Source organism: Nocardioides sp. Root140, from assembly GCF_001426745.1.
GTDB lineage: Bacteria > Actinomycetota > Actinomycetes > Propionibacteriales > Nocardioidaceae > Nocardioides.
The window spans coordinates 1518772-1540763 of sequence record NZ_LMFI01000010.1; the positions used below are offsets into that span (position 1 = coordinate 1518772).

A 21992-nucleotide genomic window follows, 5' to 3' on the forward strand; every position below is an offset into this window, starting at 1 on the left:
CGGCAACCGCCTCAGTCGCAGTCCGCGGCCGGGGCCGCCGAACCGCTGGTGGCGCCGACCCGGCTGGACAGCTCGACGACGGTGTCGAGCGGGGACGTCGTGGCCGCGTTGAGCCTGGCCGTGTCGAGGATGGCGTTCTCCTCGGCCGGGCCGCCACCGGAGCGGAACGTGCCGGTGCTCGTGGCCGAGCTGGTGTCACTGGGGTCGGAGACTGCGCCGCCGGTGCCGCCCTGGGTGCCGCCTTCACCGCTCGGCGGCGTCGACTTCGGCGTCTTGGTCGGGTCGGGCGACGGCTCGGTGGACTCGTCCGACGGGCAGTCTGTCTGCGCCTCGCCGAGGTTCTCCAGGGTGCGACGCGCGTCGTCGAGGCTGTCGGAGTCGATGCCCTCGCGCACGGCCCGTGCGTCGATGTCGCGCAGCCGGTCGAGCGAGATGTCGGACTCCTCGTAGGGCCGGTTCATCTCGAGGCCGGGCAGGCTGGCGTCGACCCCGCGGAAGATCGTGACGTGACCGTCGTGCTCGCCGACGTAGTACTGGCGCTGGGTCCAGGCGTACGCCGCGCCGGCGGCCGCCCACAGCAGGCCGACCAGGATCGCGAGCACGCCCAGGCGCTTGAGCCATGCGAAGCGACGAGGGGGCCGTGGTGCGTAGCGGGCCAGCTCGGGGTCGATCGGGTCGTTGGGGATGGCGTGGCCGGGCGCGTCGACCGGGATCTCGGCCGGGACCGGCTCGAGCTCGCCGGTGTCGCCGGAGCGGTGGCCGCGGAACAGGCTGCCGGCCGTGCCGCGGGTGGCACGCCGGGGCAGGTCGGCGGCGGCACCGACGAGCAGCGGCACCTGGTCGTCGATCTCGGCCTTGGTCGGGCCGGCGCCCTCACCGGTCGCATCGGGCTCGACGACGTCGGCGACCAGGCAGGTCACGTTGTCGCTGCTGCCCGCCTCGAGGCTGGCGCGGACCAGCTCGACGACGGCGTAGTCGGGGGTGCCGGTGGAGAGGATGTCGGCGAGGTGGCTGTCGTCGAGCACGCCGCACGCGCCGTCACTGCACAGGAACAGCCGGTCGCCGGGCGCCAGGTCGACGAAGAAGAGGTCGGGCTCGGTCTCGTGTATCCCGTCGACGGCCTTGAGGATGAGGTTGCGGTGCGGGTGGACCCGCGACTCCTCCTCGGTGATGCGGCCCTCGTCGATCAGCGACTGGACGAACGTGTGGTCCTTGGTCAGCTGGCTCAGCGCACCCTCGCGGTAGAGGTAGGCGCGGCTGTCACCGACGTGGCCGATCGCCACCCGGTTGCCGTCGAAGAGTGCGACCGTGGCCGTCGTACTCGTGCCGTTGATGCTGGGGTCCTGCTCGACCAGCTCGCTGATGCGGTCGTGGGCCCGGTGCAGGGCACCGGCGACCAGGCCGAGCATGTCGTCGCCGGGACGCTCGTCGAGCTTGCGGAGCTGTTGTACGGCGGTCGCGGACGCGATGTCGCCACGTGCGGCGCCACCGACACCGTCACACACGGTCAGCACCCAGGGTCCGGCATAGCCGGAGTCCTGGTTGTCCTTGCGGACCCGGCCCACGTCGGAGAGCGCGGCGAAACGCAGCACCAACTCCGCGGTGGCCCCGGTCTCCGTGGTCGTCTCGTCGCCCATGCGTCTACTTCCTCAACTCGAGGACGGTCTTGCCGATCCGCACCTGGGTGCCGAGTGCCAGTGTCGTGGGCTGGGTGATGCGCGCCGAGCCGACGTACGTGCCGTTGGTGGAGCCGAGGTCCTCGACGAACCACTGCTCACCCGAGGCCGCGATGCGGGCGTGCCGGGTGGAGACGTAGTCGTCGTCCAGGCGGATCGCGGCGTCGGGGCCACGGCCGATCAGGATCGGGGCCTGGGCGAGGTCGGCGCGTTCGCCGGCGTTGGAGCCCTCCACCACCGCGACATGGGTCGGCGAGCCGCGGCGCCGGGGCGGGGCCTTGGGCGCCTTCGGTGCCCGGCCGTTGGCCTGGCGGTTGGCTCCGGCCGGCAGGCGGGCGCCGAACATGTCGGTGCGGATGACGCTGATCGCCGAGAGCACGAAGATCCACAGGATCGCGAGGTACGCGAACCGGATCAGGAACAGGGTCAATTCACTCATGGGCCTGCGCTTCCGGGGGCCGGGGCTTCGTCGACCACGCGGATGGTCATCGTGGTGTTGCCGATCTTGACCGTGGATCCGTTGTAGAGCGTGGCCTGCTCGACTCGGCTCCCGTCGACCTGCATGCCGTTGGTGGAGCCGAGGTCGTGGACCGTGATCTCCGGGGTCTGGCCCTGCGCGACGTGGCTGCGGGCAGTGCGGAACTCGATGTGCTGGCGGCTGATTCCGGGGTCGTTGATGCGCAGGCCGGCGTCGGTGCCGCGGCCGACGACGAGTCCGGGCGGGTTCAACGGGTGCCGCACGCCGTTGACCTCGATGACGACTGTCGCACGTCCGACCTGCGTGTCGGTGGCGTTGGTGGTGACCTTCGCCTGGGCGGTGCTGCGCACCCGGAACCGGCCGGTGGTGAGGTCGTCGGCCTGCTCGAACTCGATCTTCACCGGGCCCGGGAAGACGTAGCTCTGCTGGTCGGCGTGGTCGCGCAGCGAGTTGGTGAGCTCGCCGGCCAGCGCCGAGTCGTACGGCGCGAGGCGCTCGAGGTCGGTCTGGCTGAGCTCGACGTGGAAGCTGTTGGGCACCAGACGGCGCTCACGGCTGAGGATCTGCGCGTTGTTGTCGACCTCCCGTTGCAGGGCCGCGGAGATCTCGACCGGCTGCACCGCACTGCGGAAGGCGCGCGCGAAGACACCGGAGATCATCTGCTCGAGCCTGTTCTCGAAGCGTTGCAGTCCGCCCATCGGTGCCTCCTCTCGGTCATGCGTCAGGGCCGTCGGCCACTGACGGTTGCCGTGATCGTATCGGGGTCGGGGTGACCCACCTTGCGTATGGCACCGCGGTTTGGGCGATTCCTCGTTGCTGGGATAACCTTGGCCCGCTTCACGCGCGAGTGGCGGAATAGGCAGACGCGCACGGTTCAGGTCCGTGTGTCCGAAAGGACGTGGGGGTTCAACTCCCCCCTCGCGCACGTTGAGCAGAAGGCCCCGGTCTCCCGGGGCCTTCTGTCATTTTTGGAGCGACCAGGATCCGACACCTGCACGATCGTGGTCGCGTGTTCGCGGAAACCTGTGTCCAGACTCTGCACCTGCACGATCCGGGTCGCCCGCTTGGGCGCCGTGGGCTGGGACCGGCCGCCACTTCCTCGGAGCGCCTTGCCGAGCGGCCGTGTGACTTATCCACAGTGCTGTCGCCACGCCAACCGGCAGTCGAGTTCTCGGACTAGTGTCATGTCTCGCGATAACGACTGCAGCATTGGACCCACTCGGGGGCGACGATGAAGGAACGGAAATACCAATCAGACGCTGACGAAGCCCGGCAGTGTTCACACCCATCTGGCCGTCAGTGGAGACGCGAAGACCATGACGGGACTTCCGCCCCGTGCGCCTTGGATACGGCCATGATTGTCAGTCTGGTACGCGTGATGGCCCTAGCGTTCGTCCTCGCGATGCTCGGAGTGGCAGTTTCTCCGGCCTCTGGGGACTTCGGTTCGACACCACCCTCTCGGGCTCGACCTCCTCAGCAGGTAAGCCTGGCGAACAACGACATTCACCGGGTCGATTTCCACAGCACAACGAGTGCGACAGGCGGAGCCATGAAATGGGCGCTCAACCGTCAGTTCCCTCGCCTCGGGTTTGGCTGGCACTGGGTAGATGGAACCAATCACGACGTTCGTATCAGTGACTTCCGCGCGTCAAACAACCTGCTTGGCTGGGTCAACTGCCCGAACTCGGCGACTGAGCGTGGACGCAACCCCAACAGGTGGTGTTATGGCCAACGCCTGAATGTGAACTTGCGGTTCTCCCTGCCCCCGGCGGGCAAGCGGTATCTCGCCTGTCACGAGCTCGGTCACACAGTGGGTTTGCGACACGAGACCGAGCTTCACTCTGACTCGTGCATGCGAGTAGTTCGGGACACGACTACCAGCTATTCCATGGAAGACGTTTACGCGGTCCGCCGCCACTACTGACTGAGGGGTGCCAATGAACTTGATGACATTCGGGCGTGGCCCAGTTCTGGCGACTGTGGCCACGCTTCTCGCACTGAGTGCGTGTGGCGGCGAGACAGGTTCGGAAGCGTCCGAACGCGACCGCACCACGACTCCTACACCGAGCGCCTCCGCCACTCCGAACCCTTGGGCCCAATTCCGCATGACAGGGCTGGAGGCCGAGCAGTTCGCCAATCTTCGCTCGATGGTCCGGTCCGCCAACGTGACGGTGCTCGGCACGGTGCTGAGTGGCGGACCGGGTGAACGGATCAACGACGCCGAAGGGTCGGACGTCGACACGGAGGTGATGATCGACCTGGAGGTGCGGGTCGACGAGGTGCTGGCCGGGACTCTGGGCAAGAACTCGGAGACGGTGACCGTCACGTTCGGCCCGGTTCCCGCGGCTGACGTCTCACCAGCCATGTGGAGGCCCGTGGTCGGGGAGCAGTCGATCTTCGCGCTCCGTCGCGCAGGAGCAGCGATCCCCGGCCTGGCCGAGAAGGATCCACGGGTGTTCGCTCAGAACATCTATTACGTCGTGTACAGCAAGGGCCTGATTGACGAGGAGGCCGACAAGACGGCCTTCCCGACTGCGGACCAGGACGGGTTTGCGCGCAAGTTGCGCGGCCAGGACTTCGACACCACGCTGCAACAAGTCAGGGCCGCCGCGCGTTAGGTCAGCAGACAAGAGGCGCTGAGCGACCACGATCCGACACATGCACGATCCGGGTCGCCTGCTTCGTGCTGGCAGCAGTTTGGACGAAATTGGGGCGCCGCAGCGTTCGACGGTGGCATCCCGATCGGCTTTTCACTCGAGACAGCACCCGCTGCCGTCGTACCCGTTCCTCGTCCCACGCTGGCTCGGCGCAGTGGTGGCCGGTCACGGCGAGTAGCAGTTCAGCCTCCGGCGGACCATCGGACATGCAGTTCGAGCGTGGGTGGCCCATGCTGAGCGTGGCGGCGCGGCGTCGTACGCCGAACTGCATGTCGAACGGTCCGCGGACAGGGCCGGGCGTACGTCGACCACACCGCGAGCGACCACGATCCAGGTAGTGGATCGTGGTCGCCCGGCGCTCGAAGAAGGCCCGCCGTGGGTCACTTCTCCTGCAGGACTGCCCGCTTGGTGCGGTACTCCTCCTCGTCGATCTCGCCGGCCGCGAAGCGCTCGGCGAGACGGGACTCGCCCGAGATCACGCCGCACTGCGCGCGGTTGCGGCGACCCCAGCGGATCACCAGGTACGCGAAGGTGACGATCATCAGGAACCAGAAGATCGGGAAGATGGGCCAGAAGGCCGGGGCGTCGCCGTCCCAGCGGTCGGCGGACATGACGAGTGTGTTCAACATCGGTGAACCTCCTTGATTGACGGTGCTTCAAGGCTCGTCGGATCGGCCCGTTTCCACGTCAGCGCCAAGGCGTAACCGGCGTACGCAACGCTGCGTAGGAAGCCGGAGGACGGAGCGCGCCGGTCGGGCCGTGCGCGCAGCAGGGTGCATCCCGTACGTCGATGGGTACCGCCGGGGTGACCCGCCCGCAATCGTGAAGGGAAGCCGATGAGCACCGAGGACAACGAACAGAGCACGGACCAGGGCAACCTGCATGTCGTCGACTCCGGCGGTGACGGGCGCCCGGTGGTGCTGATCCACGGGTGGCCGCTCTCCGGAGCGTCCTGGGCGGAGCAGCTGGAACCACTGCGCTCTGCCGGCTACCGCGTCGTGACCTATGACCGCCGCGGCTTCGGGGAGTCCGGTCCCGGTGACGGCTACGACTACGACCGCCTGGCCGGCGACCTGGACAACGTGCTCAAGGACCTGGACCTCCAGGACGTCACCCTGGTCGGCTTCTCGATGGGTGGGGGAGAGGTGGCGCGTTACGTCGCCTCCCACGGTGAGGACCGGCTGCACAGCGTGGTGTTCGCGGCCGCCGTCCCGCCGTACCTGCTCAAGACCGACGACAACCCGGACGGTCCGTTGACCGAGGAGGCCGCGGCCGAGATGCGGGCCTCCCTGGAGAGCAGCCGCGACGAGTTCTTCCCGGGCTTCGTCGACCAGTTCTACTCGGTCGACGGGGAGCTCAAGGTGAGCGACGACCAGCGAGAGCAGGCCCTGGCGCTGTGTGCGAAGTCCGACCAGGACGCCGCGCTGGGCTGCATGGACGCCTTCGGTGGCACCGACTTCCGCGAGGACCTGAAGAAGGTCACCGTCCCGACGCTGGTGATCCACGGGGACAAGGACGCCATCGTTCCCTTCGAGGGTTCCGGGAAGCGCACCCACGAGGCCATCGAGAACAGCGAGCTGGTCCTGGTCGAAGGCGGCCCGCACGGCCTGAACGTGAGCCACGCCGACGAGTTCAACCGGTCGCTGCTGCACTTCCTGGAGCAGTGAGGCCCCGCCCGATCACTCGCTGCTCAACGCTGCGTTGAGCCGACGTGCAACCTGATCGTGGTTGCCTGCGTGTGGTGAGTGCAGGAGGTGGACATGCACTCGACAATGGCAACAGGCCATGGCGCACAGACGCGGGCACGGCAGGGCAGGGGAGCGACGATGCCATCGTCAAGGGACGAGGAGTTCACGGAATGGATGACCGCCCGCCAGGGCGTGCTGTTCCGCACCGCGTTCCTGGTTGCCGGTGACAAGCAGACCGCGGAGGACCTCGTCCAGACCGCGGCGGCGAAGCTCTACCTTGCCTGGGACCGGGTGCATGCCCGCGGCAACGTCGACGCCTACATGCGGCGCATCATCATCAACGAGAACAACTCGCTGTGGCGGCGGCCGTGGAAGAAGCGCGAGCACGTCACCGAGGAGCTGCCCGAGAGCGGGTACGTCGACCAGGTGGGCGACCCCGTCGAAGCGGCCGGTCTCTGGTCCGCCGTGCAGCAGCTGCCGGCGCGGCAGCGGGCAGTGATCGTGCTGCGCTACTACGAGGACCTCTCCGAGGCCGAGATCGCGGAGACCCTCGAGATCAGCCCCGGAACCGTCAAGTCGCAGGCCAGTCGGGCGATGGCCACCCTCCGCACCCTCGTCGGTCCGGAGTTCCAGCTCGAGGAGCACTCATGAACAACCACGGGAACGACAAGCTGCACAGCGCACTGTCGAGCAGCAGCGACGTGATGGCCGACTCCCGGCTCGACTTCGGCGCCATGGAGAAGCAGGCGCGTGGCATCCGCCGTCGCCGCCGGATCGGCACCGGGGTGGCCGCTGCCGCCGTACTCGCTGTGATCGCGGTGCCGACCACCCTGGCGCTCAACCAGGGCGATGACCGCGGCTCCGAGCCGGGCCCGGCCGACGGCACCTCCCAGGTGCCCGACGCGTCGGAGTCCCCCGACAAGGGCTCGGACAAGGGTTTCGACAAGGGCGGCGCGCAACTGGCCGACGACAAGGCCGCGGCCACCCAGGCCCTCGAGGACCTGCCCGCGGGCGATGCTCCCGGCGTCGACTACGTCTACGAGAACACGGTGCACGTCGCCGACGGCAGCGCGCTCCCCCTTCCGCAGACCCAAGCCAGCATCATCACTGCGGCGGGGTACCACGGCGGTTGGCTGGTTGGCACCGCCGACAACGAGGGCATCAACGGCGACGTGACCCTGCGCCAGTTCGACGCGCAGGGCACCGAGGTCAGCGCCACCGAGGCTGCCGGATCACTCGTGGTCAGCAACGACGGCACCCAGCTCGCGTGGTGGACGTGGAACCAGAAGGACAAGGTCGGCGAGCTGCACTCGGCCGGCGCCAGCGGCATGGGTGAGGGCGACGGCGCCGTCCAGGAGACCGGCAAGGCGTCGTACGTCCTCCCGGTCGGGTACGTCGGCGTCGGTGAGCTGGTCTTCCAACCGACCGTCGAGGGGGTCGGCCCGACGGTGAAGGTGGCCGACTTCACCGACAACGTGCGTGACATCGACACGTTGGGCTCCGCGTCCGGTACCGACCAGATCAACAACCGCATCGCCGGGCAGGCCCCCGGCGACGGCCTGACCGGCCGGGTCGTCGACGGCACCACCGGGGAGGAGATCTGGCACAAGGACGGGTGGCGCCTGGGTCGGTTCAGCCCCGACGGCACCCACCTGATCGCCTACGAGGCCAACTCCCCGGACCCGCAGCCGATCGCGATTCTCGACGCCGCCACCGGGGAGGTGGTCACCCAGATCAACCTGCACGACGAGCACGGCCTCGGCTACGGCGACGTGGTCTGGGAGGACGACGACTCGCTGCTGGTAAATGCCTACGTGTTCGCCGGTACCGATGCCGAGCCGCACCCCGGAGCGCTGCTGCGCCTGGGTCTGGACGGCGACCTCGAGCGGGCCACCGACGTCGACCCCGGCACCGACTTCTGGTTCTTCCTGCCCCGTTCGTGACCGACGGCACGGGCCCACCTGAGAAGGTGTGCCCATGCGCCGTGCTCTGATGGCCGCCCTCGCGGTCTACCTGGGAGCTGCGGCGTACCTGGTGCTCTGGCCTCAGCCGGACGCCCCGGCCGACGCGATCGCGCGGATCGTTGACGAGCTCCAGGCGCGCGACATCACGTCGATCACGGCGTCGATGGTCGAGTTCATCCTGAACGTCGTGCTCTTCGTGCCGCTCACCCTGCTCGGCATGCTCATCTGGCGACGAACCTCCGCGCTGCTCTGGATCGTCGTGGGAGTTGGCGTGAGCGTGTTGATCGAGGTCGTGCAGACGGTCGCGTTGCCCGACCGCGACGGCACCTCGACCGACCTCGTCGCCAACACGATCGGTGCGCTGGCGGGCGTGGCCGTGGGCGTGGTGCTCCGATGGATCGCGGTCAGGTTGCGGCGTGGTCGCCGTACCGCCACAGCCACCACAGGCCGATGACCGGCAGCACGAGTGGCACGAAGCCGTAGCCGATGCCGAAGTCGGACCATACGGTCGCGTCCGGGAAGAGGTCGGGGTCGGCGACGCTGAGCGCGCCCACGCCGAGCACTCCGGCCAGCTCGATCGAGCACGCGGTCACGGCCACGTGCGTGGCGCGCGGCCCCCGGTAGCGCAGCGCCACCGTGGCCACGACGTAGATCAGCGCGGCCAGGGCCGAGAGCAGGTAGGCGACCGGCGCCTCGTCGAACTTCGTGGCGAGCTGTACGGCGGAGCGCGCGCCGGCGGCGACGGCGAACACCGCGTAGACCGCGACCAACAGTTGCCGCCCGGGCGACCTCACCATGTCTGCTGCAGCCTGATGACCAGCACCATCGACGTCACCGCGGCGACGGCGATCACATAGAGGTGGGGCGGCTCGACCGGCGCACCGGAGGGGTCGGGCTGCCGATTGAGCAACAGCACCGGGACGCCGAGGGCGGCGACTCCGTAGCCCACCGAGATCCACAGCTCGTCGGGATCATGCCCACGCAGCAACGCGATTGCGGCGAAGAGCACCACGATCGCGATCGCGCCCTGGGCGATCTTCATGCCGAGTCGGGCGATCGGCTCGAGGGGTGCCATCGTCGGCGATGCGGCCGCGCCGACGGCGAGTGCTGCGATCACCAGCAGGTAGACCGCGACGACGGAAGTGAGGAGCCAGGACACGGGCTGAGCGTATCGGTGCCGGGCGGGAATCGTCGGCCCGGTGCGCGCGTTGGCAAGGGACATGAACACCGCGGTGAGACAAGGTGACCTGTCCGACCTGTTGCGCAACCGGCGAAGCACCCGCGTCTACGACCCCGGCCACGTGCTCGCCGACGAGGACCTGGCCAGGCTGATGCGAGCCGCCCAGTGGTCCCCGAGTGCCGGCAACAGCCAACCGTGGGCGTTCCTGGTCGGGCGACGTGGCGACGAGACGCACCGACGGTTCCTGCCGCACCTCTCGGCCGGCAACACCTCGTGGGTGCCGCACGCGAGCGCCGTGCTCGTCTCTGCCCATCAGGCGGCATCGGGTCCCGAGGACGATGCGTTGACCTTCTCCGACTACGCGATGTACGACCTCGGCCAGTCGGTCGCCATGCTCACCGTCGAGGCCGAGCTGCTGGGCCTCACCGTGCACCAGTTCGCCGGCTTCGGCCACGACGCGGTGGCCCGGGAGTTCGGCGTACCCCCGCACTGGCGGGTGACCACGGCCCTCGCGATCGGTGCGTACGGCGACCCGCGGGCCGCCGACCCGGTGCTCGCCGAGCGCGACGAGCGGCCACGGGTCCGCAAGCCGATGGACGACTTCGTCTTCGCCGGGTCGTGGGGCGCGGGCGCGGGGCTGTAGCACTCGGCCTGTAGTTGAATGGCCGGATGCCGAAGACCAAGCGGTTCTGGCCGATCGTCGCGGTCGTCGTCCTCCTCTTCCTCGTCAACCTGCCGATCGGCCACCTCTGGTGGACCAACCACCGGCTCGACACCGATGGGCAGGTCACGCAGGCCAGCGTGGACAAGGTCGAGGAGATCGGCAGCGGGGACACCAAGCGCTACTTCGTCACCTTCACGCTGCCCAGGGACGTCGACCCCGAGCGACACGACTACGCGGAGGAAGTGACCCGCGCGACCTGGCAGACCGCGAAGGAGACCGACCGCATCGAGGTGACCTACCTGGTCGGCCATCCGTCGGCGAACCGCGCGGCCGGCAACGTGCCGCCGGGCAACGTGGGCCTGGTCCTGACCCTCCTCGCGGACCTCGCCATCCTCGGGATGTTCGCGCTGATGCTGTGGGTACGGCGCCACGACGTGCTCGAGCTCGTGGCCACCCGTGACGTGGCGCGGTGCAAGCCGGGCGATCTCATCGAGGAGCTCGAGGGCGGCCACGTCATGGTGCGCGGCGACGTGCTCGAGATCGAGGATGACCACGTGGTGCTGGTCAGTGGGGGCAAGCGGGTGAAGGTGATCCTGGCCGGTTTCGCCAACCCGGTGGGCCATCAGCAGCCCGCCGAGGCCCACGGCCGCAAGGTCCCACCGCGTTAGTCGGGTCGTACGGCGGCCAGCACCGCCGGGTCCGCGCAGGCCTTGGCGAACGCGTTGATCCGGGCCCTGATCTCGCGGCCGAGCAGCCACTGGCCGATCGGCTCGGCGACGAAGCGCAGCCAGCCGGGCCGGATCGAGTAGGTGTACTTCCAGGTCGCCTCCGTGCCGCCGTCCGCCGACGGCTTGAACCGCCAGCCGCCGCCGAAGTTCGCGAAGAACCACGGGCCCTTCACCATCGTCATGCCGACGCTCGTCGGCGGCCGGTAGGAGGAGTACTGGCTGATCATCGTGGGCCCGACCCGCGCCTTCGTGAGCGTCTGCACGCCCTTGTCGGGTGCGGTGGCGCCGTGCAGGAAGTGCTGCTCGCGGATGAACGGGTCCCACGACAGGCGCAGCTTGCCGGTGGTCTGGGAGACCGCGAACGCGGTGTCCGGATCGCAGGGCACGGTCACGCTCGCGGTCACCTGGGGCATGACGCCGAGGCTACCGGGACGGCGGAGGGCCGACCCCGCGCGTGGTGCGCGGAGCCGGCCCTCGTCGTACGACGCAGGTCAGGCGTCGACCAGCTCGCGGTCCTCGTCGTCGTCATCGGAGGCGATGCCGGCGTCGGTGCCCTCGGCGAGGTGCGGACGGTGCAGGTTCTCACCCTCGACGTCCACGTTCGGCAGGATCCGGTCGAGCCACTTGGGGAGGTACCAGGCCTTCTCGCCGAGCAGGTACATCACCGCCGGGATCAGCGTCATGCGTACGACGAACGCGTCGAAGATGACCGCGACGGCGAGCGCGAAGCCCATCGACTTGATGATCGGGTCGTCCTGCAGCATGAACGCGGCGAACACGGCGGTCATGATCACCGCGGCCGCGGCCACGACGCGGGCCGAGTTGCGGAAGCCGTCGATGACGGACTCGCGCGGGTCGGCGCCGTGCACGTGGGCCTCACGGATGCGGGTGACCAGGAAGACCTGGTAGTCCATCGCCAGCCCGAAGACCACGCCGATCAGGAAGATCGGCATGAAGCTCACGATCGGCTGGCCCTCCATGAGCCCGAACGCGCCCTCCTGGAAGACCGCGACCGTCGCACCGAGGGTGGCCAGCACCGAGAGCAGGAAGCCCAGGGTGGCGGTGAGCGGCACGAGGATGGAGCGGAAGACCAGCATCAGCAGGATGAATGCGAGACCGATGACCACGGCCAGGTAGACCGGCAGTGCGTCGGCAAGGCGCTCGGACACGTCGGCGGTGATCGCGGTCAGGCCGGTCACGCCGGTCGTCGTACCCGTCTCGGCCTCGATGTCGGACTGCCCGTCGCGCAGGTCGGCGAGCAGGTTCTCGGTGGCGACGTCATCGGGTCCGGAGGCCGGGATGACCATCACCATCGCGCCGGTGCCGGTCTCGTTGACCTGGGCGACCGAGGCGTTGACGACCTCGTCGCCGCCCACCTTCCTGGCCCATTCGGCCACGTCGGCGAACGCCTTCTGGCGACCCTCGGAGGCGACGTCGCTCGCGTCGACGACCAGCAGCATCGGCGCCTCGCGGCCCGGACCGAAGTTGTCGGTGAGCAGGTCGGAGGCCTTGCGCTGCGTGGTGTCGGTCGAGGAGGTGCTGTCGGTCGGGAACGCGAGGTGCAGGTTCTTCAGCGGGATCGCCAGCGCACCCAGTGCCACGACCACGAGCAGCACCACGGCGACCGGACGCTTGCCGACCAGACGGGCCCAGCGGACGCCGTTGTTGAGGATCTTGCCGTCGGCGTCGCGCGTGGGGTTGTACTTGCGGACCCGGCCACCGAAGGCCTTCGACTTGAGCAGGCCGAGCACGGCCGGCAGCAGGGTCAACGCGACCATCACGGCGATGAAGACGGTGCCGGCCGCGGCCAGACCCATGGCGGTCAGGAACGGGATGCCCACGACGGCGAGGGCGGCGAGCGCGATCAGCACGGTCAGGCCGGCGAACACGACGGCCGAGCCGGCGGTGCCCACCGAGACGCCGACCGCTTCCTCACGGTCTTCGGTGTGGTGCAGCTCGGTTCGATAGCGGGCCAGGATGAACAGGGCGTAGTCGATGCCGACGGCGAGGCCGATCATCGTGGCCAGCATCGGGGTCGAGGAGCCGATGTCCATGAACGCGGTCATCGCGGTGATGCCGGTCATGCCCAGGCCGACACCGAGGACGGCGGTGATGATCGGGAGGCCGGCGCCCACGAGGGAGCCGAAGGTCAGGATCAGCACGAGCAGGGCCAGGCCGATGCCGATCAGCTCGGAGGCGCCGCCGGGCGGGGCCATCGAGCTCATGCCGGCGCCGTTGGCCTCGACGGTCAGGCCGGAGTCACGGGCCTTGTCCATCGAGTCCTTGACCGCGTCCTGGGAGTCGACCTTGACGTCCATCGGGGTCTCGACGTCGAAGTCGAAGGTGATCACGCCGACGCGTCCGTCCTCGCTGGTCGGCAGCATCGTGGCCATGCCCTCGATCTGGGCGTCGGTGCTCTTGACGGCCTCCGCCTTCGTCGCGCCACCCTCGACGGCGGCGTCGATCATCTGCTGCCGCTGGCCGGCCATCGCGGCGACCGGGTTCACCGGCGCGGTGGGGCTCTTCGCGTCGGGCATCTGCGGGTTGTCGGCGAGGTCGGCGACCAGTGCGTCGACCGCGTCGGCGTACTTCTTCTCCTCGAGGGTGTGGCCCTCGGGCGCGGCGACCACGACGTTGACGCTGGCCTGGTCGAACGCGTCGACCGCGTCGGGGAACAACTTCTTCTGGAGGTCGGCGGCCTTCTCCGAGGGGATGCCCGGGATGGAGAAGGCGTCGGTCATGGGCTTGGACATGGTGGCGGCGAAACCAGCCACGCCCACCATGGCGATCAGCCAGGCGGCGAGGAAGATCGGCCACCGCCGGTAGGCGGTCTTGCCGAGTCGATAGAGCAGCGTTGCCATGGGTGGTGGCTCCTGTGGTCGGTGTTTCGGGACGAGATTGGGAAGAGTCTCTGCTCAGGCGAGCAGGGCGCGCAGCGTGGAGAGGGCTTCCACGAACGCGACGTCGAGGGCGAGCCCGTCGGCGTCGTTGGCGAGTACGTCGTTGAGCGCCACGCCGTAGAGGCACGCGACCATCGAGATCAGCAGGTGGGCGCGACGGGTGCCGAAGTCCTCACCCTCACGTTGGACGATCAGCGCGGCGAACTTGTCGGCCATGCCCTCGAAGCGCTCGTGGGCCGCGGCCATCAGGCGGGGGTTGGCCTTCACCACGCGGCGGGCCACCTCGGCCTCGTCGCGGGTGAACTCCTTGGTGCTGACCATGTGCACGAGGATCGAGCACAGGTCATCGACCAGGTTGCCTCCGGGGCCACCCTCGGTGAACTCTTCGAGAAGGTCCTCGGGGAGGGCCGGCATGTTGCCCAGGACGGCGTCGATCTTGCCCGGGAAGTAGTTGAACAGGGTGCGGCGGGAGACGCCCGCGGCCTCGGCCAGCTCGTCCATCGTGAAGCCGTCGAAGCCGTGCGCGTCGGTGAGCTGCTGCGCGCAGACGGTGATCCGGTGACCGGTGGTCACCTTGCGTGGGGAAGTTGCACTTTCGTTCACAGAGTGCAGTTTTGCACTTTCCTGGACAGAGTGCAATTCCGGTGCGTGTGACCCTCCGCACCCGAGCCGACTTGCTGGTAACCCGCGCCCGGGTGGAGGGTTGCCACATGGCAGCCACCGCGTCGTCGTACTCGATCACCATGCGCCTTCACACGGCCCCCGACCATGGCGTGGTGGGCACCGTCGCCACCGAGCTGGCGAAGGCCGGTGGCATCGTCACCGCCATCGACGTCGCGGAGTCCAGCCACGACCGCCTCGTGGTCGACGTGACCTGCTCCGCCGCCGACGAGGCGCACTCCCTCGAGCTCGTCGCGGTGGTCAAGGCGATCGCCGGCGTCGAGGTGCACAAGGTCTCCGACCGCACCTTCCTGATCCACCTCGGCGGCAAGATCGAGGTCACCTCCAAGGTGCCGCTCAAGACCCGCGACGACCTGTCGATGGCCTACACGCCCGGCGTCGGCCGCGTCTCCATGGCGATCGCGGAGAACCCCGAGGACGTGTCGCGCCTGACCATCAAGGGCAACTCGGTTGCCGTGGTCACCGACGGCTCCGCGGTGCTGGGCCTGGGCAACATCGGCCCCGGAGCGGCGCTGCCGGTGATGGAGGGCAAGGCCGCGCTGTTCAAGAAGTTCGCCAACATCGACGCCTGGCCGATCTGCCTGGCCAGCCAGGACGTCGACGAGATCGTCAAGGCCGTCGAGATGATCGCCCCCGGGTTCGGCGGCATCAACCTCGAGGACATCGCGGCACCCCGCTGCTTCGAGATCGAGGCCCGGCTGCGCGAGTCGCTCGACATCCCGGTCTTCCACGACGACCAGCACGGTACGGCGATCGTCGTGCTCGCGGCCCTCATGAATGCGCTGCGGGTGGTGGAGAAGAACCTGGCCGACGTACGCATCGTGGTGGCCGGCGGAGGAGCGGCCGGCTCGGCGATCGTCTCGCTCCTGCTGGCCGGCGGCGCGGTCGACGTGAGCGTGTGGGACCGCGAGGGCGTGCTCTGTCGCGACGACACGGCCCTGTCCCCGGCCAAGGCGGACCTGGCGGCACGCACGAACCCCAACCTTCGGCGCGGCGACCTGCAGGCCGCACTCGACGGCGCCGACGTGTTCATCGGGGTCTCGGGACCGGGCGTGTTGCAGCCCGAGTGGATCAAGACCATGAACGACGGCTCCATCGTGTTCGCGCTGGCCAACCCGGACCCGGAGGTCGACCCGGCCGAGGCCGCGAAGTACGCCGCCGTGGTGGCCTCGGGCCGCTCCGACTACCCGAACCAGATCAACAACGTGCTGGCCTTCCCCGGCGTCTTCCGCGGGCTGCTCGACGCACGGGCCAGCGAGGTCACCATCGACATGCTGCTGCGCGCCGCCGAGGCGATCGCCCACGTGGTCAAGGACGACGAGCTGCACCCGTCGTTCATCATCCCGAGCGTGTTCCACCCCGACGTGCCCAAGGCCGTCGCCGCCGCGATCAGCGGCAAGCCGATGGCCTGACCGCACGCCCTACACTCGCCCCATGGCCGGGTCCGAGACACGCATGCTGCTGTTGGGGGCAGTGGCGATGTTCGAGCCGATCAACGGCTACCAGATCCGCCGCGAGCTGGTCTCGTGGGAGATCGACAAGTGGGCCCACGTCAACCCGGGCTCGATCTACAACGGCCTGACCACGCTGACCCGGCAGGGCCACCTGAAGCGCCACGACCTCCGCGACGGCACGCGTGAGGTGGCGGTCTACGAGATGACCACCAAGGGTCGCGCCGAGCTGCTGCAGCTGCAGATCAGGGCGCTGGAGGAGGTCGACCCCTACGACCGGGTCGCCTTCCACACCGCCTTCTCGATGCTGCCGCTGCTCGACCGTGCGCAGGTCGTGCACAGCCTGGGCCGCCGCAAGCGCGTGCTGCAGGAGACCCTCGACGGCTTCCCGTCGCCGCGGCACGTCGGACCGGAGTACGGCCCACCGCATGCGTTCCGCTCGATGCTCCTGTGGCGCGACTCGGTGGCGACCGAGCTGGCCTGGCTCACCTCGACGCTGCGCGACATCGAGTCCGGCGCCCTCAAGTTCGAGCAGGGTGACGACTGGGGCTGGGAGCCGCCGTCCGACGACCCGGGCTGGCAGATGAACGTCGACCGGGAGAAATATCGCGCGCTTCTCGGGCGCTGACCTGCCACGCTTGGCGCATGGCCACCGATCTCTCCCTGCCGCAGCACCTCGAAGGGCTGCGCGCTGCGCTGGTGGCCTTCGTGCGGTACGCCGATCGCGCCGGCCTGCGTGCCGCCGTACCCACCACGCCCGACTGGACCGTCCGACGCCTGGTCGCGCACCAGGGCATGGTGCACCGCTGGGCGGCCGCGATCCTGAGGGGCGAGCCGGCCGATCCCGACCGCTACCAGCGAGAGGGCCAGTCGGCTCCCGACCCGCTCGAGTGGCTGCGTGACGGGGCGATCGAGCTGGCCCAGGCGATCACCGAGGCGCCCGACGACCTCGAGGCGCTGGTCTTCCTCAACGACGCGCCCCCGGCCCGGCGGTTCTGGGCCCGGCGCCAGTGCCACGAGACGACGATGCATGCGGTCGACGCGCTCTCCGCGGCGCTCGGCCGGCAGCCCAGGGCCGCCGACACCTGGATCACCGACGAGGTCGCACTCGACGGCATCGACGAGCTGCTGACCGGTTTCCTGACCCGCACGACGTCCCGGCTGCGCAGTGACGAGCCGCTGACGATCGCCGTACGCCCCGAGGGCAGCGCTGTGGGCTGGCAGGTCGCGGTCAGCGCCGACCCCGCCGTGACCACGCGTACGCCGGACGCGGACGGCGACGTGGTCCTCGCCGGGTCGCCGGTGGCGCTCTACCTGACGCTGTGGAACCGCTCCGACGAGATCACCGCCCTCGAGTCGTTCGCCGACATGTGGCGTGACGGGTCGCAGATCAGCTGGTGAACCGATGAGTTCGTCGGTGGCAAGTGGTCTGATTCGCGGTGGGGCGAGATCGGCGCGCACCCAGCGCCCACGAAAAGCAACTTGACGACGGGGTGTTCAATCTTGAACACTGTCGCTGTTCAAACTTGAACACAGCGTTTGAACCTGGATCTAGGGAGCATCGGATGATTCATGCACGGGGACTCGTGCAGACCTTCATGACGGGTCAGGGCAAGAAGAAGACGGAGGTCCATGCGGTCGACGGCGTGGACATCGACGTGGCCGAGGGCGAGGTCGTCGGCTTCCTCGGCCCCAACGGCGCGGGCAAGACCACCACGCTGCGCATGCTGACCACGCTGCTCAAGCCGACCGCGGGCACTGCCACAGTGGCCGGCTACGACGTGGTCACCCAGTCCCAGGACGTACGCCGCAGCATCGGCTACGTCTCGCAGGCGGGTTCCACGTTCTCCAGTGCGATCGCCGGCGACGAGGTGATGGACCACGGCATGCTCTACGGCATGTCGCGGCGCGACGCCGAGCGCAAGGGCAAGGAGCTCTTCGAGCAGCTCGACCTGCCGGGCCTGTGGCGCCGCATGCCCAAGAACATGTCGGGTGGCCAGAAGCGCCGTCTCGACATCGCGATGGGCCTGATCCACGAGCCGAACCTGGTCTTCCTCGACGAGCCGACCACCGGCCTCGACCCGCAGGCGCGGGCGAACCTTTGGGAGCACATCGCCGGGCTGCGGGCCAAGCAGGGAGTCACGGTCTTCCTCACGACGCACTACCTCGACGAGGCCGACCACCTGGCCGACCGGATCGTCATCATCGACAAGGGCCGCATCGTGGCCAGTGACACCTCCGACAACCTCAAGGCGCAGGTCTCCGGTGACCTGGTGGACCTCGAGGTGGCCGGCGACGAGCAGATCGCCGTCGCGCGCGACAAGCTCGGCTCGATCGCCCAGGGTGTCGAGGTCGAGGGACGACACGTCCGCGGACGCGTCGAGCGCGCCGGCCGGGTCGTGCCCGGCCTGCTGCGCGACCTCGACTCCGGCGGTGTCGCCCTCGACTCCATCGAGGTGCACCGTCCGACGCTCGACGATGTGTTCCTCACCCTGACCGGCCGTTCGCTGCGTGACGCCGATGCCGCATCCGATGCCGCCGGCGCCGCCGACGGCGAGTCCACCGACGAGCTCGAAGGAGCAACCCGATGACCCCGTTGTTCTGGCGTGAGTCGTTCATCGTCTTCCGCCGCCAGATCCGCATGAACCTGCGCAACCCCGCGTGGGTGCTGATTGGCGTGCTCCAGCCGGTGCTCTACCTCGTGCTGTTCGGCCCGTTGCTCAAGCCGCTGGTCGCGCAGTTCGACCTGCCCACCGACAATCCCTACACGTTCCTGGTGCCCGGCCTGCTGGTGCAGCTGGGCATGTTCGGGGCGTTCTTCGCCGGCTTCGGCCTGATCGCCGAGTGGCGTGAGGGCGTCGTCGAGGCGGAGCGCGTCACGCCGGCCAGCCGTACGGCGCTGCTCGTCGGCCGCCTGATGCGTGACCTGCTGCAGCTGCTGGTGCAGGCGCTGATCCTGATCGGCCTCGGCTTCTGGATGGGCATGCGGGCACCGTTCGCCGGAGTGGTCGTGGGCGTCGTGCTCACCCTCTGTGTGGGTGGCGCCTGTGCGGCGGCGTCCAACGCGCTGGCCCTGACCACTAAGAGCGAAGACGTCATGGCGCCGCTGATCAACATGATCATGATGCCGGTGCTGCTGCTCTCCGGAATCATGCTGCCGATGACGCTCGGCCCGTCGTGGCTCGAGCGGATCAGCGACTTCATGCCGTTCCGCTGGATCACCGACGCCGTGCGCGACACGTTCGTCGGCGACCTCGGCACCTCGGCCATGGCCTGGGGTGTGGGCTGGGCGGCGCTGCTGTTCGTGCTCGCTCTGTGGTGGGGCACCAACGTGTTCCGCAAGGAGAACGCCTGACCTGTCGCCAGTTCCGATCGATCCGTCGTGAGCTTTGATCGACCTGTCGCCAGTTCCGCGCTCCCGGGCAGAACTGGCGACAGGTCAGTCAGAACTGGCGACGGGTCGACGAGGCGTGAGGGTTGACAGATCGCACTGTACAAAGCATCCTGTTTTGTAAAGCGACGCCGATCACACGACACATTCGACCACGGCGTCCCTTACGAGGAGGCTCGCCATGGCGATCAGGACAGCAGGAACGGTTCCCGACGGATCCACCGAGGTGTGGCGCGACAAGAAGCGCCACCTCTGGCTGATCGGCCTGGTCGTGCCCTCCCTGGCCCTGGTTGCGATCGGCATCTTCACGCTGACCGAGTTCACCCCGATCCTGTGGCTCGGCCCGATCATCATCCTCGTCGTCGTGCCGGCGATCGACCTGCTCACCGGTCTGGACCGGTCGAACCCGCCGGACGACGTGATCGAGCAGCTCGAGAACGACAAGTACTACCGGTGGATCACCTACCTGTTCCTGCCGATCCAGTACATCGGCTTCGTCGGCGCGATGATGCTGGTCAGCGGCAGCACGCTCTTCGGACTGCTCGACGACCCGATGACGCTGTGGCAGAAGGTCGGCATCGCGGTCTCCATCGGCTGCATCGGCGGCATCGGCATCAACACCGCGCACGAGCTCGGCCACAAGAAGGAGGCCAACGAGCGTTGGCTCTCCAAGATCGCGCTGGCCCAGGTGGCCTACGGACACTTCTACATCGAGCACAACCGCGGTCACCACGTGCGCGTCGCCACGCCCGAGGACCCCGCCAGCAGCCGGATGGGCGAGACCTTCTACCGGTTCTGGCCGCGCACCGTCGGCGGCTCGCTGAAGAGCGCGTGGAACCTCGAGAAGAGGCGCTACGCCCGCAAGGACAAGCACCCGTTCCGCCTCGGCAACGACGTGCTCAACGCCTGGCTGATGACCGCCGTCCTGTGGGGTGGCCTGACCATCTGGCTCGGCTGGGAGATCCTGCCGTTCCTGGTGCTGCAGGCCGTCGTCGGCTTCAGCCTTCTCGAGGTCGTCAACTACATGGAGCACTACGGCATGCTGCGCCAGAGGGTCGGCAAGCCCGGCAAGGAGCGCTATGAGCGGGTCGCCCCGTCGCACAGCTGGAACTCCAACAACATCGCCACCAACGTGCTGCTCTACCACCTGCAGCGGCACAGCGACCACCACGCGAACCCGACCCGCCGCTACCAGACGCTGCGTGACTTCGAGGAGTCCCCGGTGCTCCCGACCGGGTACGCCGGCATGATCGTGCTCGCGCTCCTCCCGCCGGTCTGGCGACGCGTGATGGACCCCCGCGTCATCGCCCACTTCGACGGCGACCTCACGCTGGCCAACCTCCAGCCCGGCAAGCGCGAGAAGATCCTGGCCCGGTACGGCGTCGCGATCGACGCCGCGAAGGCCGACCGCCAGGCCCGTGACGACGAGGCCGCTGCCCTCCAGGTGCTCCTGGCCGAGGAGGTCCTGGCCGCGCGGTGCCCCGGTTGTGACTACGTCTACGACGTCGACGCGGGTGACGAGCACGAGGGCTTCGCCGCCGGTACGGCGTGGGCCGACATCCCCGACGACTGGTGCTGCCCCGACTGCGGGGTGCGCGAGAAGATCGACTTCGTCCCGATCGACAAGGCGGCCGTCTGATGCGCATCGAGGTGGACCGCGACAAGTGCGAGGGTCTCGGCATGTGCGAGGCGATGGCGCACGAGTTCTTCGAGGTCGATGACGACGACGTCATGCACGTGCTCGACGAGAACCCGGGGGAGGAGCACCGCAAGGAGCTCACCGCGGCGGTGAACTCGTGCCCGGTGCTGGCCCTGACGCTGGCCGGTTGACCACGCTTACCTACGATGGACGCATGGCGTCCGTCACCGACCTCGACGACGAGCCGGTCACCACGCGCGACCGGATCGTCGACAAGGCTGCCGAGCTCACCACGCAGCACGGGTGGGCCTGGGTGACCATGTCGAAGCTCGCCGACGCGGCCGGGGTCAGCAGGCAGACGGTCTACAACGAGATCGGCACCAAGCCGGCCCTCGCCGAGGCGATGATCCTGGGCGAGCTGGCCCGGTTCCTCGACCTGGTCAACCGGGCGTTCGACGAGAACCCGACGGACCTCGTGGCGGCGATCCGGGGTGCGTCGCAGGCAGTGCTCGAGTTCGCCGAGGGAAACCCCCTGCTCCATGCGGTCGTCTCCGCCACCCATGGCGCCGACACCGAGCTGCTGCCGCTGCTGACCACGCACTCGCAGTCTCTGCTCGGGGTGGCCAAGCTGGTGGTGCACGAGCGCGTCGAACCCTTCGAGATTGCCATCTCGCCGGCCAGGCTCGAGGCGGCCATCGACATGGTCGTCCGCGTGGTCCTCAGCCACGTGATGCAACCCTCGGCCACACCCGCGGAGACCGCCGACGACGTGTCGTGGATCGCCGAGCGCGTGCTGCGCCCCTGACCTCCGCCACGTCGTCGCAAAGTGGTCGGTGCCGACCCCTGTTCCGGGCCGGTCCGCGGGTCTACGCTGAGTCCACCGTGGTGCGTATGA

Annotated in this window: 24 protein-coding genes and 1 tRNA gene; 16 read left to right on the top strand and 9 right to left on the bottom strand. The window is 68.8% G+C overall.

What is annotated here, in order from left to right; genetic code table 11:
* Window positions 1-11: 11 nt before the first annotated feature.
* The 3 genes from ASD30_RS17615 to ASD30_RS17625 are packed head-to-tail and all read right to left on the bottom strand — an operon-like array spanning window position 12 to window position 2852.
* The gene (locus ASD30_RS17615; protein ID WP_082563918.1) at window positions 12-1637 is read right to left on the bottom strand and encodes a PP2C family protein-serine/threonine phosphatase; all 1626 of its coding nucleotides are present in this window, start codon (window positions 1635-1637) and stop codon (window positions 12-14) included.
* Between the two features lie 4 nt (window positions 1638-1641).
* Window positions 1642-2115: an FHA domain-containing protein FhaB/FipA gene (locus ASD30_RS17620; protein ID WP_056684257.1), complete on the bottom strand. Its 474-nt coding sequence runs from the start codon at window positions 2113-2115 to the stop codon at window positions 1642-1644.
* Window positions 2112-2852: an FhaA domain-containing protein gene (locus ASD30_RS17625; protein ID WP_056684260.1), complete on the bottom strand. Its 741-nt coding sequence runs from the start codon at window positions 2850-2852 to the stop codon at window positions 2112-2114. Before ASD30_RS17625 ends, ASD30_RS17620 begins: the two co-directional genes overlap by 4 nt.
* Before the next feature lie 143 nt (window positions 2853-2995).
* Between ASD30_RS17625 and ASD30_RS17630 the strand changes: the two genes are divergently transcribed.
* Window positions 2996-3079: transfer RNA gene (locus tag ASD30_RS17630), tRNA-Leu, on the top strand.
* Between the two features lie 1180 nt (window positions 3080-4259).
* Window positions 4260-4772: a hypothetical protein gene (locus ASD30_RS17635; RefSeq protein WP_056684264.1), complete on the top strand. Its 513-nt coding sequence runs from the start codon at window positions 4260-4262 to the stop codon at window positions 4770-4772.
* Window positions 4773-5191: 419 nt separating this feature from the next.
* Here ASD30_RS17635 and ASD30_RS17640 read toward each other — a convergent pair whose 3' ends face one another.
* A complete protein-coding gene (locus tag ASD30_RS17640) occupies window positions 5192-5440 on the bottom strand; it encodes an SHOCT domain-containing protein (protein ID WP_056684267.1) in 249 nt (82 codons plus the stop codon).
* Between the two features lie 207 nt (window positions 5441-5647).
* On the opposite strand from ASD30_RS17640, the gene ASD30_RS17645 reads away from it, so the two are divergent.
* The 4 genes from ASD30_RS17645 to ASD30_RS17660 all read left to right on the top strand — a co-directional run bounded on the left by ASD30_RS17645 (window position 5648) and on the right by ASD30_RS17660 (window position 8917).
* Complete coding sequence (locus ASD30_RS17645; RefSeq protein ID WP_056684270.1) at window positions 5648-6478, top strand: alpha/beta fold hydrolase; 831 nt, start codon at window positions 5648-5650, stop codon at window positions 6476-6478.
* 159 nt (window positions 6479-6637) lie between these two features.
* The gene (locus ASD30_RS17650) at window positions 6638-7150 is read left to right on the top strand and encodes a SigE family RNA polymerase sigma factor (protein WP_056684273.1); all 513 of its coding nucleotides are present in this window, start codon (window positions 6638-6640) and stop codon (window positions 7148-7150) included.
* Entirely contained in the window at window positions 7147-8442 is a 1296-nt protein-coding gene (locus ASD30_RS17655; RefSeq protein WP_056684276.1) for a hypothetical protein, read from the top strand. Before ASD30_RS17650 ends, ASD30_RS17655 begins: the two co-directional genes overlap by 4 nt.
* Window positions 8443-8476: 34 nt before the next feature.
* Window positions 8477-8917 (top strand): VanZ family protein, encoded by a 441-nt coding sequence (locus ASD30_RS17660; protein ID WP_056684279.1) that lies wholly within the window; start codon window positions 8477-8479, stop codon window positions 8915-8917.
* Here ASD30_RS17660 and ASD30_RS17665 read toward each other — a convergent pair.
* Complete coding sequence (locus ASD30_RS17665; protein ID WP_056684282.1) at window positions 8868-9260, bottom strand: hypothetical protein; 393 nt, start codon at window positions 9258-9260, stop codon at window positions 8868-8870. The two genes, ASD30_RS17660 and ASD30_RS17665, sit on opposite strands and share 50 nt — an antisense overlap.
* Window positions 9254-9622 carry a hypothetical protein gene (locus ASD30_RS17670; protein WP_056684285.1) on the bottom strand — a complete coding sequence of 123 codons (369 nt, stop codon included), beginning with the start codon at window positions 9620-9622 and terminating at the stop codon, window positions 9254-9256. Before ASD30_RS17670 ends, ASD30_RS17665 begins: the two co-directional genes overlap by 7 nt.
* Window positions 9623-9683: 61 nt before the next feature.
* Between ASD30_RS17670 and ASD30_RS17675 the strand changes: the two genes are divergently transcribed.
* Window positions 9684-10286: a nitroreductase family protein gene (locus tag ASD30_RS17675; RefSeq protein ID WP_056684288.1), complete on the top strand. Its 603-nt coding sequence runs from the start codon at window positions 9684-9686 to the stop codon at window positions 10284-10286.
* A gap of 26 nt (window positions 10287-10312) precedes the next feature.
* Window positions 10313-10975, top strand: coding sequence for a hypothetical protein (locus ASD30_RS17680; RefSeq protein ID WP_056684291.1), 663 nt, complete (start codon window positions 10313-10315; stop codon window positions 10973-10975).
* On the opposite strand, the gene ASD30_RS17685 is transcribed toward ASD30_RS17680, so the two are convergent.
* The 3 genes from ASD30_RS17685 to ASD30_RS17695 all read right to left on the bottom strand — a co-directional run bounded on the left by ASD30_RS17685 (window position 10972) and on the right by ASD30_RS17695 (window position 14538).
* On the bottom strand, window positions 10972-11448 hold the full coding sequence (locus tag ASD30_RS17685; protein ID WP_056684294.1) for an SRPBCC family protein: 477 nt from the start codon (window positions 11446-11448) through the stop codon (window positions 10972-10974). The genes ASD30_RS17680 and ASD30_RS17685 overlap by 4 nt on opposite strands.
* A gap of 78 nt (window positions 11449-11526) precedes the next feature.
* The gene (locus ASD30_RS17690; RefSeq protein WP_056684297.1) at window positions 11527-13896 is read right to left on the bottom strand and encodes an MMPL family transporter; all 2370 of its coding nucleotides are present in this window, start codon (window positions 13894-13896) and stop codon (window positions 11527-11529) included.
* Between the two features lie 54 nt (window positions 13897-13950).
* A complete protein-coding gene (locus tag ASD30_RS17695) occupies window positions 13951-14538 on the bottom strand; it encodes a TetR/AcrR family transcriptional regulator (RefSeq protein ID WP_162250999.1) in 588 nt (195 codons plus the stop codon).
* Between the two features lie 107 nt (window positions 14539-14645).
* Between ASD30_RS17695 and ASD30_RS17700 the strand changes: the two genes are divergently transcribed.
* The 8 genes from ASD30_RS17700 to ASD30_RS17735 all read left to right on the top strand — a co-directional run bounded on the left by ASD30_RS17700 (window position 14646) and on the right by ASD30_RS17735 (window position 21902).
* Window positions 14646-16028, top strand: a complete 1383-nt coding sequence (locus tag ASD30_RS17700) for an NAD-dependent malic enzyme (protein WP_056684303.1) — start codon at window positions 14646-14648, stop codon at window positions 16026-16028.
* A gap of 22 nt (window positions 16029-16050) precedes the next feature.
* Complete coding sequence (locus ASD30_RS17705) at window positions 16051-16695, top strand: PadR family transcriptional regulator (RefSeq protein ID WP_056684306.1); 645 nt, start codon at window positions 16051-16053, stop codon at window positions 16693-16695.
* A 17-nt stretch (window positions 16696-16712) separates the two neighbouring features.
* Window positions 16713-17468 (top strand): maleylpyruvate isomerase N-terminal domain-containing protein, encoded by a 756-nt coding sequence (locus ASD30_RS17710; RefSeq protein WP_056684309.1) that lies wholly within the window; start codon window positions 16713-16715, stop codon window positions 17466-17468.
* A gap of 164 nt (window positions 17469-17632) precedes the next feature.
* A complete protein-coding gene (locus tag ASD30_RS17715; RefSeq protein WP_056684312.1) occupies window positions 17633-18658 on the top strand; it encodes an ATP-binding cassette domain-containing protein in 1026 nt (341 codons plus the stop codon).
* Complete coding sequence (locus ASD30_RS17720; RefSeq protein ID WP_056684315.1) at window positions 18655-19422, top strand: ABC transporter permease; 768 nt, start codon at window positions 18655-18657, stop codon at window positions 19420-19422. Before ASD30_RS17715 ends, ASD30_RS17720 begins: the two co-directional genes overlap by 4 nt.
* 217 nt (window positions 19423-19639) lie before the next feature.
* Complete coding sequence (locus tag ASD30_RS27990; protein WP_056684318.1) at window positions 19640-21097, top strand: fatty acid desaturase; 1458 nt, start codon at window positions 19640-19642, stop codon at window positions 21095-21097.
* Window positions 21097-21288, top strand: a complete 192-nt coding sequence (locus ASD30_RS17730; protein ID WP_056684321.1) for a ferredoxin — start codon at window positions 21097-21099, stop codon at window positions 21286-21288. The genes ASD30_RS27990 and ASD30_RS17730 overlap by 1 nt, the downstream gene beginning before the upstream one ends.
* Window positions 21289-21311: 23 nt before the next feature.
* Complete coding sequence (locus ASD30_RS17735) at window positions 21312-21902, top strand: TetR/AcrR family transcriptional regulator (RefSeq protein WP_056684324.1); 591 nt, start codon at window positions 21312-21314, stop codon at window positions 21900-21902.
* Window positions 21903-21992 lie beyond the last annotated feature (90 nt).